Origin of the sequence: Kitasatospora sp. NPDC004799 (genome assembly GCF_040609095.1) — a bacterium.
GTDB lineage: Bacteria > Actinomycetota > Actinomycetes > Streptomycetales > Streptomycetaceae > Kitasatospora.
Window position 1 is genome coordinate 42935 of record NZ_JBEXJK010000010.1, and the last position, 11434, is coordinate 54368.

The 11434-nt window shown below is 70.8% G+C and carries 13 protein-coding genes; 10 read left to right on the forward strand and 3 right to left on the reverse strand.

Annotated elements, in window-relative coordinates; all coding sequences use genetic code 11:
• Positions 1-83: 83 nt before the first annotated feature.
• A complete protein-coding gene (locus ABZW03_RS02680; protein WP_355251055.1) occupies positions 84-1727 on the reverse strand; it encodes an MBL fold metallo-hydrolase in 1644 nt (547 codons plus the stop codon).
• Between the two features lie 78 nt (positions 1728-1805).
• Between ABZW03_RS02680 and ABZW03_RS02685 the strand changes: the two genes are divergently transcribed.
• The 3 genes from ABZW03_RS02685 to ABZW03_RS02695 all read left to right on the forward strand — a co-directional run bounded on the left by ABZW03_RS02685 (position 1806) and on the right by ABZW03_RS02695 (position 4475).
• Entirely contained in the window at positions 1806-2387 is a 582-nt protein-coding gene (locus tag ABZW03_RS02685; protein WP_355251058.1) for a TetR/AcrR family transcriptional regulator, read from the forward strand.
• Positions 2388-2589: 202 nt separating this feature from the next.
• Positions 2590-3837 (forward strand): histidine kinase, encoded by a 1248-nt coding sequence (locus tag ABZW03_RS02690; RefSeq protein WP_355251061.1) that lies wholly within the window; start codon positions 2590-2592, stop codon positions 3835-3837.
• Entirely contained in the window at positions 3825-4475 is a 651-nt protein-coding gene (locus tag ABZW03_RS02695) for a response regulator transcription factor (RefSeq protein WP_355251064.1), read from the forward strand. Before ABZW03_RS02690 ends, ABZW03_RS02695 begins: the two co-directional genes overlap by 13 nt.
• A gap of 68 nt (positions 4476-4543) precedes the next feature.
• Here the strand turns inward: ABZW03_RS02695 and ABZW03_RS02700 are convergent, their stop codons facing one another.
• Positions 4544-5047 (reverse strand): N-acetyltransferase, encoded by a 504-nt coding sequence (locus ABZW03_RS02700; protein WP_355251067.1) that lies wholly within the window; start codon positions 5045-5047, stop codon positions 4544-4546.
• Positions 5048-5181: 134 nt separating this feature from the next.
• Positions 5182-5661: a flavodoxin family protein gene (locus ABZW03_RS02705; RefSeq protein WP_355251070.1), complete on the reverse strand. Its 480-nt coding sequence runs from the start codon at positions 5659-5661 to the stop codon at positions 5182-5184.
• Between the two features lie 307 nt (positions 5662-5968).
• On the opposite strand from ABZW03_RS02705, the gene ABZW03_RS02710 reads away from it, so the two are divergent.
• From ABZW03_RS02710 to ABZW03_RS02740, 7 genes are all read left to right on the forward strand, one after another.
• On the forward strand, positions 5969-6175 hold the full coding sequence (locus ABZW03_RS02710) for a hypothetical protein (RefSeq protein ID WP_355251073.1): 207 nt from the start codon (positions 5969-5971) through the stop codon (positions 6173-6175).
• Positions 6159-6680 (forward strand): DUF6879 family protein, encoded by a 522-nt coding sequence (locus tag ABZW03_RS02715; protein WP_355251075.1) that lies wholly within the window; start codon positions 6159-6161, stop codon positions 6678-6680. The genes ABZW03_RS02710 and ABZW03_RS02715 overlap by 17 nt, the downstream gene beginning before the upstream one ends.
• On the forward strand, positions 6677-7510 hold the full coding sequence (locus ABZW03_RS02720) for a helix-turn-helix transcriptional regulator (protein ID WP_355251078.1): 834 nt from the start codon (positions 6677-6679) through the stop codon (positions 7508-7510). Before ABZW03_RS02715 ends, ABZW03_RS02720 begins: the two co-directional genes overlap by 4 nt.
• 64 nt (positions 7511-7574) lie before the next feature.
• The gene (locus ABZW03_RS02725) at positions 7575-8477 is read left to right on the forward strand and encodes a phosphotransferase (RefSeq protein WP_355251081.1); all 903 of its coding nucleotides are present in this window, start codon (positions 7575-7577) and stop codon (positions 8475-8477) included.
• 4 nt (positions 8478-8481) lie between these two features.
• Complete coding sequence (locus ABZW03_RS02730) at positions 8482-9507, forward strand: hypothetical protein (RefSeq protein ID WP_355251083.1); 1026 nt, start codon at positions 8482-8484, stop codon at positions 9505-9507.
• Between the two features lie 10 nt (positions 9508-9517).
• Positions 9518-10192 (forward strand): phosphoglycerate mutase family protein, encoded by a 675-nt coding sequence (locus ABZW03_RS02735; protein ID WP_355251085.1) that lies wholly within the window; start codon positions 9518-9520, stop codon positions 10190-10192.
• Positions 10193-10201: 9 nt separating this feature from the next.
• Positions 10202-11323: a hypothetical protein gene (locus ABZW03_RS02740; RefSeq protein WP_355251087.1), complete on the forward strand. Its 1122-nt coding sequence runs from the start codon at positions 10202-10204 to the stop codon at positions 11321-11323.
• Positions 11324-11434 lie beyond the last annotated feature (111 nt).

An 11434-nucleotide genomic window follows, 5' to 3' on the forward strand; every position in this document is an offset into this window, starting at 1 on the left:
CGCCGGACCGTCCCGCGCCGGGCCGACGTGCGCGGGAGGTCGGCCGGGCCGACGTCCCGCGCGGCCGCCCCCCGGCGCGTCCGCTACCGGCTCACCCCGTTCGCGCCGCTCACACCACGCGCCCCATGCGCGACGCGCGCCCCGCTCGCGCCACGCGCGCCACGCGCGCCGTTCACCCGGCCCGCCCCGCTTGCCCCGCCCGTCCCGCCCGCCTCGCTCGCCCCGGCGAGCCAGTCGTCGAGCGGGACCCGGCAGGTGTTGAGGATGCCCGCCACCATCCCGTAGATCCCGACCAGGGCCAGGAGTTCCAGCAGCTGCGGCGCGGAGCGGCGGTCGGCCAGCGCCTGCCAGGTGGCATCGGTGAGCACGTGCCCGTCGTGCAGTTCGTCGACGGCCCGCAGCAGGGTGCGGTCCTCCTCGCTCCAGTCGGGGTGGTCCGGGCCGTCCTGGACCCGGGCGATCTCGGCCCCGGCCAGCCCGGCGAGCCCGGCCAGCCGGACGTGGTGCCGCCACTCGTACCCGGAGCCGGTCCGGTGCGCGGTGCGCAGGATCGCCAACTCCCGCTCGCGGGGCGCGATCGCGCCCTGGTTGAGCAGGGCGAGCAGCGGCGCCAGGCTGGTCAGCAGGTCGGGGTGGTGCCCGATGGTGGCCAGCACGTTGGGCACCGGGAAGCCCTCCAGCGGCCCGGAGCCCTCGGCCGGGAACAGCCGCCGCACCACGCCCGGCAGGCCCGCGGCCAGCGCGGTGACCTCGGCGGCGACCTCGGCCCCCGGGCGCGGCTCCAGCCGGGACGCCGGGGCGAACTCGTCGAGCCCGGCCAGCAGTTCCTCCTCCCCCGGGGTTCCGTCGCCGTTCAGCTCGCGGTACACCGCGCCGACGTTGAGCAGCAGCCGCTCGCGGTCGTCCCAGTCCTCGAAGCCGTCCAGGTCCATCTCCCGCGCGGCGCGCAGGACGGGCGTGCCCGCCCGGTGGGCGCGCCCGGCGTGGTCGCGGACCCGCTCCAGGTACGTGCGGAAGGTGCGGACCTCGGCCTTGCCGACCACCGGGCCGTGGCCGGGAACGATCGTCTCGACGCCGTCCAGGCCGAGGATCAGGTCGCAGGCGGCGATCCAGCGCCCCACCGGGCCGCTGTGGATCACCGGGTGGCCGCCGACGAACAGGATGTCCCCGGCGAACAGCACGCCGGCGTCGGGCACGTGGACCAGGACGTCGCCGTGGGTGTGGGCGGGGCCGACCTCGATCAGCCGGACGGTGCGCCGTCCGACGGCGACCTCCAGCTTGCCGCTGAAGGTCCGGTTCGGCAGGGTGGGCGCGATGCCGGTGAAGTCGAAGGCCCGCCGCAGGTCCTGGACGACGCGGGGCAGCGGCACGCCGATCCCGTCGTCCGGCTTCGCCAGCAGTTCGTGCAGGTGGTCGCGGCCCATGTCGGCCGCGGCGGCCGCGGAGGCGATGACGGTGGCGTGCGGGAGCAGCTGGTTGCCCCACCAGTGGTCGCCGTCGCTGTGGCTGTTGACCAGGGTGCCGACGGTGACGTGCGGCAGGGTCGTCGTGATCGCGGTCAGCAGGTCCCGGGTCTGCGGGACGGTGAACAGGGTGTCGACGAGCAGCGCCTCGCCGCCGGAGACGATCAGACCGGCGTTGCTGAGCCCCCAGGAGCCGTTCGGCTGCAGGTAGGCGTGGGTGTCCGGGGCGATCTCGTGCAGGCCGAGGGTGTACGGGACGGCCATGGCTGGGCCTCCTCGCTAGGTGGACTGGAGTCTCAACATGTACTCCAGTCCACCAATGGATTCAAGTACACTTTTGCGGTGACCTCTCCGACCAACCGACGCGACCAGCGCCGCACCGCGACCCGGGAACGGCTGCTGACGGCGGCCCTGGAGCTGTTCGCCGCCCAGGGGTACGCGGCGACCACCTACGACCACATCGCCGAACGCGCGGACGTGGGACGCCAGACGGCCTTCAACCACTTCCGCCGCAAGGAGGACTTCGTCACGGCGTGGGTCCGGCAGCGGCACGAGGCGCTGGAGCAGCGGGGCGAGGCGGGCACCTCCACCACCGGGGCGCTCGCCGACGCCCTGCGCACCCTCGCCGACCTCAACGAGCGGGAGTACGCGCTCGCGAAGGAGCTGCACGACAGCGGGGTCCTGCACGCCGCCTTCGCCCTCGGCGCCGCGACGCCTCAGGCGTTCGTCGCCGCCGCCGCACGGGGGCACGAACGGGGCGAGATCCGCGCGGAGTTGGAGCCTGTCGCCGTCGCCGACCTGGTGTTCGACGCGTACGTCACGGCCCTGAGCCGCTGGCTGTCCGCCGACGCGTCCCACCCGCTCGCCGACGCCCTGCTCGCCAGGCTCGACCTGCTCGCCGCCGGCTTCGGGGCTTCCGGCTGAAACGGCGCGGGCCCACGCCGTGCCCCGGCAACGGGCCGGGGCAGCGCGCCGATCCACGCCACCGGCCGCCCGGCTCCGACCGGGGCATGCGGGCCGTCCGCCCACGGGCCACGATCGAGATCGACACCTGGTACTAGGTTCACCATGAGACCGGGTACGGCTTTCATGGCGCCGCCCTCCTGCGGTGCCCTAGCGTCGTGCCATGACGATTCCAGCCGGACTGCGACGCACGGTCCTCCGGGCGCAGCGGGACACCGGCCTCCTTGCCGCCGGTGTGCTGCCGCACCTGGCGCTGGTACCCGTGTGGGCCTGGGCGGCGACGACCACCGCCAGGACGGGGAACTGGCTCCTCACGGTCTCCGTGTCGGCCGCCCTGGTCCTGCTCGGCACCCCGGTGCTGACGGCCGTCCAGCGGGCCCGCTACCGGGTGCTCATCGGTGTGGACGTCCCCCGGCTCACCCGCACCGCGCCGGAGCGACGGACCTGGGCCTCGACCGCCCGGTGGCTCGCGGCGACGCGGCCCTGGCGCCGGATCGGCTACCACCTCCTGCTGGGCCCGCTGCTCGCGCTGCTGGAGCTGCTGGTGCTCGCGGCGGCAGCGGCGAGCCTGGCGGGCGTCACCGCCTACGCCTGGGCGTGGACGCTGCCGACCGGAATCCGCCCGGACCGGTTCGGCTACCTGACCCAGCTGCCGGTCTACACAGCGGCGGGAATCCTCCTCCTGTGCGCCCTGCCCTGGACCGCGCGGGCGGTGGCCCGGGCCGAGGCGCGGCTGGCGCTGGGCCTGCTCGGGCCCAGCCGGGCGCAGCAGCTCCAGGAGCGGGTCGACCAGCTGGCCGTGAGCCGGACCGACCTGATCGAGGCCGTCGACGCGGAGCGCCGCCGGATCGAGCGGGACCTGCACGACGGCACCCAGCAGCGGCTGGTGTCGCTCGCGGTCAACCTGGGCCTGGCCATGGCCACCCGCCCGGACCTGCCGAGTGACGCCCGCGAGCTGATCGCGAGCGCGCACCTGGAGGCGAAGGAGGCGATCACCGAACTCAACGACCTGGTGCGGGGGCTGCACCCGGCCGTGCTCGAAGACCGCGGCCTGGACGCGGCGTTGTCCGGGCTGGCCGCCCGCACGCCGCTGCCGGTGCGGCTGCAGGTCAGTCTGGAGGAGAGGGTGGCACCCAGCGTGGAGTCGGTCGCGTACTTCGTGGTCTCGGAGGCACTGACCAATGCGACGAAGCACGCCAACGCGATGCGTGCCGAGGTGACGGTCCGCCAGGTCGGCGAGGTGCTGCGCGTGCGCGTCACCGACGACGGACTGGGCGGGGCCGACGCCGCCGCCGGCACGGGGCTGACCGGGCTGGCCAAGCGGGTCGGCTCCCTCGACGGGGCCTTCCACGTCAGCAGCCCCGTCGGCGGACCCACCACCGTCACCGCGGAGCTGCCGTGCGCGCGGTGATCGCCGAGGATTCGGTGCTGTTGCGGGTCGGCCTGATCAAGGTGCTGGAGATGGGCGGGTTCCAGGTCGCCGCGGAAGCCGGCGACGCGGAGGGGCTGTTGGCGGCAGTGGCCGAGCACCGGCCCGACCTCGCCTTGATCGACGTCCGGATGCCGCCCGGCTTCACCGACGAGGGGGTGCGGGCGGCGGTGGAGATCCGTCGGCGCTGGCCGGGGACGGCGGTGGTGCTGCTCTCGCAGTACGTGGAGGAGCGGTACGCGGCTGACCTGCTGTCCGCGAACACCAGCGGGGTGGGCTACCTGCTCAAGCAGCGGGTCGCCGATGTCGCCGACTTCGTGGCGGCGGTCCGGCGGGTGGTGGACGGGGGCACGGCCCTGGACCCGCAGGTCGTCGCCCAGCTGCTGCTGCGGCGCGACAACGACCCGCTCGCGCGGCTGACCCCCCGCGAACGGGAGGTGCTCGCCCTGATGGCCGAGGGGCGCTCCAACGCCGGCATCGCGCAGGCGCTGGTGGTCAGCGAGAGCGCCGTGGCGAAGCACATCAACAACATCTTCCCCAAGCTCGACCTGCCAGTGGTCGACGCGGACCACCGCCGCGTCCTGGCCGTCCTGCGGTTCCTCGGAGCGTCCCGGGCCTGACCGTCCCGTCCGTGGTCGCGATCCACGGCTGGAGCACCGACCGCTGCCCGTGGCGGGCCGTGGTCGGCTCAGGCGCCGGGGTGCTCGGGCAGGGCGAGCCAGTCCGACCAGGAGATCTCCCGGCCGAGGAAACGGGGCTGCTCGAACGGCCAGTCGGCGGCGATCCACCGCGGCACCAGCGCGTCCACGGCCCGCTCGACCTCGCTGCCCACCAGCTCGTCCACCACCCACCAGGAGATCTCACCGTCCGCGCCGGCCTTCGCGGGCGGGTCGATGTAGACGCAGCCGAGCAGCTTCGTCTCCGCCGCGTCCAGCAGCGCGTAGTTGAAGGACTCGTGCGCGGCGATCTCCTTCTCGTGCCGCAGCAGGTCGGCCTGGTTGGCCTCGTACGTCATGGTGGCCGCGGGCCAGCCCCAGGCCGGACCGAAGACGGTCCACAGCCGCTCGCGCGAGCCCATCACGGCCGGGTAGTCCATCGGCGCGTCCGCCTCCCGGACCGGCCGCAGGTGGTGGGCCCCGCCCGGCAGCGGCACCTGGACGGGATGGACGAAGTCATCGGGAAGCCAAGTCATGGCGCCCGACCGTAGCACCGCTCCACCGCCCGCTCCCCTGGTTTTTCCCCGCACCGACCGGCCGCCCCCCTTGCACAGGAAGTCGGCCCAGCCGACTTCCTGTGCATGCACGGCGCCGGGCGGGGCGTCGCCGCTCAGTACTCCAGCCGTGGATCCCCTCGCCCGTCCCGCAGCCGCGCGGCGAACGCCCGCGCGGCGGCCAGGTCCCCCGCGTTCGGCCGCTGCTTGTTGATACCGCCGACGAGCTTGAAGGGCGCCCACGTGTCGAACGCCCGGCACGAGAAGCTCTCCTCCACCTGGAAGCCCTTGCCTTCGAGGATGCGGACCAGGGGGCGAGTGAAAGGCGCCGGAGGGATCTCGGGGAGCCCGCTGGTGGCGAACACGAACGCCCGGCCCCGCCCGGCGGGAAGTGTCTTGACGAAGTCGGTCAGGCCCGGGTGGAGCCTGCCGTGGAAGACCCCCGAGCCGAATCCCACGAGGTCGGCGTCGGCCAGCTCCGCCAGGTCGGCCTGCTCGGGGGAGACGACCTCGGCGCCCAGCACCTGGGCCATGCTGTCGGCGACGCGACGCGTGTTGCCGTGCGACACCGAGACGCACACGATGACGGTCTTCATCCTCACGGTCCCTTCTCTCGCTTCTGCAGCGAGGACCGCGCAGCGGCACCGGACGTGACATCCCTCGGGTATGACGGCGGTCACGCCGCATGGGGCAGACGCGAGTCGGCCACCCCGGAACGTCGTAAGTCCGGCAGTCCTCCCGGCGGCCTCTTGCTCTCCGCAAGAGGCCGCCGAGGAAGGACCACCCGATCCAGTGATCTCCAAGCGGTTTCTTGTTCCCTCAACTGCTATGCCTTGACCGGCGAGCCACGGCTTCGTCAGCATCGGACCGAACGCAGGCCCCGCCGAGGAGGAAGGCACCGCCGTGAAGCTGACACGCCTTGCTGGAGAGTGCGAGAAGGGCACGTGCCCGACGGTGTACGCCGTTGACGGCACGGGGGACCTCATCATCCAGGGCTATGTCGTGGACGACACGGAGGCACTGACGACCATCCGGCTCCCCGCGGGAGAGGCCGCGGTCCGCATTCCCGCTTCGCTGATTCGGAGGATTTCCAGTGACCATCTCGGGTGAGGACTTCGAGCGCCTCTTCTCGACATTCCAGCGGGAGGCGTTCCGACTGGAGACGTTGGACGACTACAGCGGATCATCGAACGCGGCAAGCATTCGCGCCTTCCTCGGCGGCGAACCGCAGCCGGCCGACTACAACCAGGACTGGGTGGAGGAGGTCAGGACGAACACCGCCAGCGGAAAGCGCATGTACCGGGTCCACATCCTGTCGCGTCCGCTGACCCCCTACCTCCGGTTCGAGCTCGGCTGGGGATACACCAAGAACGCCACCGCCGGGGAGGAGTTCTTCATCCTCGACACCACCGAACAGCCGAACCCGCTCGACGGCGTTCCCGACTTCTGGGCTTTCGACGAGTCCACCGTCGTCACCATGCGCTACGGCGACGGCGGGGCGTTCCTCGACGCCGACGAGGAACCAACCGTCGGGAAGTGGCTGGGCTACCGCGACATCGCCCTGAGCCACGCAGTGCCCTTCCCCGAATGGTGGGAGCAGTACGGAAGCCGGTGAGAGGAACCGACCTCGGGAAGGCGTTGCGGGACCTGCGACTGGCCGGCGGAAAGCCGGCCAAGACAGTGGCCCGCCACGCCGCCATGTCTCCGAGCAAACTGAGCAAGATCGAGAACGGGCGGCTCGCCCCCAGCGTCATCGACGTGGAGCGCATCCTGGCCGCCCTCGACGTCCCTGAGGGCGTCAGGTCCCACCTGACCGAGGCTGCACGCGCGATCGCCACAGAGACCACCGCATGGCGCATCTACCGCCGTGCCGGACTCCACAAACACCAGGACGAGATCCGGGCGGTAGAGGCGCAGACACAGGAACTCCGCGTCTTCCAGCACTCCTGTGTTCCCGGCCTGCTGCAATCACCTGAGTACGTCCGGGCGGTCCAACAGCACTCCCAGCTCACCGCCGACGCGCTGGAGAGGATGATCAGCGCCCGAATCCGCCGCCAGGAGGTCCTCTTCGACCAGTCCCGGCGATTCCGATTTCTGATCACCGAGCCCGTATTGAGATGGGCCCTCGTTCCGCCCCTCATGATGGCAGCACAGCTGGACAAGCTTCTGGCGATTTCACGACTTCCCAATATCGCGCTCGGAGTGACCCCGCTCGCAACACCGAAATCCCACCTTCCGACGTGCTCCTTCGCCCTTTTCGACACCCGACTGGTCATTGTGGAGATTCCGCACGCCGAAATCACCACGAGCGAGCCCCGGGATATCGAACATTACGTGACCAAGTTCCAAGCATTCGAACATTCAGCCATCACAGGTGACCGCATGCGGAGCCTGATCGAGAACATTCGGAACGAGTTCTTGAGGGAACAGGAAATCGCCCCCTAGAAATCCCCGGCCAGCGCTATGTTGCTCACCGGACAGCGCGGGAGCAGCACGAGAGGCCGACCGGATGAACGACTGGGAATTCGTCAAACACAGAACGGCTGCCCAGGGCACGGTCTGGAAGTCGGCCGATGGCCTGCTCTACAAGCGGACCGGTGGCGCGGATCTCCGAGCGGAGGCCGAGTTCCAGCAGCTGATCGTCGACCTCGGCTACCCCGTGCCGGAGATCGTCGGCATCGGCTCCGAGGACGGAAGGTACTTCGCCATCGAGCGGGCCATCGGCAAGGCCTCGCTGCACGAAGAGGCACTGGCCGACGCCAGGCGAGAGGGTCAGGTCGGCTGTCAGGTGATCAGCACGGCGGCCGCTGTCGCGTCGAAACTCCTCCAGGCGCAGACGAGGCACCCCCTGCCCGCGATGCCGTGGTTCGCTAAGGCCGCTTTCGCAACTGAAGTCCTGACGGAGAACCCGGACTTCGACACCCCGCGCGTCCATGCGGCGGTCGAGCACGCCCTCGACCGGCTGGGCCGGCTCCCGATGGCGCACGGGCACTTGGACTACGGCCTGCCCAACATCCTCCCGGCCGGGGTCATCGACTGGCAGCACCACGGACCGGTCCCGCTCGGCTACGACGTCTACCCCGCGCTCGACATCGTGGCCTTCAAGGGTGGTGGCAAGGGCTACCGCATCACCCCGGAACAGCGCGCCGCCTACACAGGCGCACTCGACGAGACCACCGCTTCCCTGATCGGGCAGCGGGTGAGCGAGCACCTGGGCGACTTCCTCCTCGTCAAGTGCTTCTTCTTCCTCGCCCTCATGCGGCCCACCGACCCCGCCCGGCACGACAAGCACACCAAGTGGCAGTACCGCCGTGCCCTGTTCACGATGGGACTCGATCAGTATGAGTCGTCCGGCACGATCGACACCGGCACCTTCCCCACCCTCGAACGGTTCACCGCCGAACACCGGTAGTCCGTTGCCCTCCGTCCGTGACCGCGACTACCTGATGGACCACCACGGAGTCGTCTTCAAGGTCATCGGAGACAGCCACCCGGGCAGCCACTACCTCGGTTACGTCAAGTACCACCCCGACGAGAAGGGCGACCGCCGGCTCCTCGGCCGGACCTACCGGCAGAACAGCGTGGTGTCGAAGTCCTTCGGCATCCTGGCTGGCCGACCGGAGTGCTACGTCTACTCCGACACCCTCGGCTGCGTCATCACCGGCATCCCGCGCGAGGACGTGGCCGTCCACTACCCCTGCCGCCAGGCCCTCGCCGCCATCCACGAGGCGCCCGGTACGGTCGCCGACAACCCGGCGGGCAAGGACCTCCTGGCGATCACCGAGTGGATCACCTCGACCGACGCCCGGGGTCTGATCGGCGTCACCGGCTCCTTCCTCGTCGGCTGCTTCAACGAACGCTCGGACATCGACCTCGTCTGCTACGGACCGGAGGGCTACCAGGCCGCCCAGGAGCTCTTCCAGCGGACCGACCTGATCCGGCCGTACGACGGAGAGGACCTGACCAGACTGTACATCCGCCGGGCCAAGTACCTGGAGGGCAGCTCCTTCGACACGCTCATCAAGCAGGAACGCCGAAAGCTCCAAGGGCTCACCGCGGGAACTGGCGCGCACGTCAACTGCGAGCCCCTCCGCTCCGACCACGACCGGACCTTCGCCCGCGTGTCCTCCAAGGAGATCGGCGAGATCTCCCTCCTCGCAGAGATCACGGACCACACCGAGGGCCTCACCACCCCTGCCGTCTACGGGATCAAGGTTAGGACCATCCTCAGCTCGACCATCGACGAGCCCGACTCCTTCGCCCGCCGTATCACCCACATGCGCTCGTACCTCGGCGCCTACACCGGTGCCTTCCGGTCCGGCGACACCGTGCACCTGGCCGGCAAGCTCGTCCACACCCAGGACGGCGACCACAGCGGCTTCGGCATCGAACTCACCCCCTGGACCGTCAGCAGCTCCTACGTCGCCAACCTCGCCGGATAGGACCCGCACCGTGACTCTGCTCGTCATCCGGCACGCCGAGTCCGTCGAGAACGCCGACAAGTACCGCGGCTTCTACCAGGACCCCCGCCCATACAGCGGAGCTGCCGCACACACCATCTCCCGCACCGTCGTCGGCCTGACCCCGCGCGGCTTCCGCCAGGCCCAGTGGCTGGCCGACGTCCTACCGCAGATCGCCGGCCCGGAACCGCACGTCTACACCTCGACCTACCGCAGGGCGATCGACACCGCCGCGATCGCCCTGCCCGGCCTCCCCGACGGGTGGCCTCGGCGGACCGCGCTACTGGACGAACAGCACTACGGCGACGCCACCTACATGACCAAGCGCGAGCTCTACGACAGCTACCCCGAGCTCGCAGAGGACCGCCGCCTGCGCAAGCACATCTGGACCGCGCCGGGCGGAGGGGAGTCGCTCGCCACGGGTGTACTCGACCGCGCCGCCGAGTTCGCCGCCCTCGCCCGGGCCGAGCTCCAGGAACCACGCACCGTCGTCGCCTTCACCCACCAGACCGCCGTGGTGGCGCTCCGTTCCCTGCTCGAAACCCGCACACTGCCCGAGATCCTCGCCGAGGAGCGGAAGGGCAAGCTGCTCAACGCCGCGATCCTCCACTACGCGCTACGGGGCGGCCGGTTCAACCGGACGGGCACCACCACCCCGCCGATCTAGGAGGCACCCGTGCGGCACCTGTTCCTCAACGGGCCCGTCCAGAGCGGACCCTTCACCTTCGACACCCGCCCCGGCAAGGCCGTGGGCATCCACCTGGCCGCCGCCCTCAACGTTATCCTCGGCTCGCCGCCCGCGCCCCACCTGTGGAACACCGTCACCCTCGCCGGAGACCTCCGCCACCGCGAAGCCACCGGACCGAGGATCCCCCGTCAGCGGTTCGAAGCCGACCTGATCGAAGCCAAGTACAGTCACGGTCGATCCCCGGCCGGCGGGATCATGACCGATGCCGACGCCGAAGTCGCCGCCCTCGCACTGGAAATGATCGAGAACAACCTTCGCGCAGGCACTCTGGCCATCAGCCCCGAGACCGTCCCCGTCTGTCGCACCTGCGGACACATGACCGGCAGCGGCAGCCACCCCTGCAAGGCCTGCGGCGGCGCCGACACCCTGAAGCGCACCGGTCTCCACCTCGTCGCCGAGGCCGCCAAAAACCACCCCGTCCTCGACCGCTCGGACATCCACGCCAACCACCGCCAGCAGCCCAGGCACCTCCTGCACACCGCCGCCAACCTCCCCGAGCGGCTGGTCCTCTCCCGAACCCGCGACCACGGCATCGACCTCTCGCCCCTCGGCCTCGACGGCCTGATCCTCGACCCACGGGTCGGCGTCCACGCCACCGTCCTCGCCGCAGCCCGAAGGCACCGGGCAGAGGTGGCCGTCATGACCATCACCCAGAACGCCGCCAACCACATCGCCGCCCACGGCCAGCACTTCCGCCAGCACGACGGCACCCGCCTCCAATATGCCCTCCACGGCCACCTCCCGTACGACCACATGGCGAGTCTCCAACCGCTGCACGAGGCGTACCGATCCACGCGAGCGCTCAGGGAGGGCTTCGAATCGTGGTTCCTCCCGCTCTTCTCCCTCCGGGCCAAGACAGCGACCCGGCCGGACCAGCTCCCGGCGCTCTTCAAGCACTACATGCGCGCGCACCTGGCCCTGCCCGTGGACGTCGACGAGGAGATCATCAGGGCCGTACGGCGCTCGGTGGAGACCGGTAACACGGAATGGATCACTCGCAGGCCCTCACTGGCCACCGCGATGGCCACCGTCGCAGGGCCATACGGGTAGAGCACGGGCTCCTGCAGCCCTTCATCGTGTGCGTGAGAAGTCGGCCGGGCCGACTTCTCACGCACACGGGCTTGGTGTAACGTGGGCGGGTTGGGGGAAGCCAAGACGGGG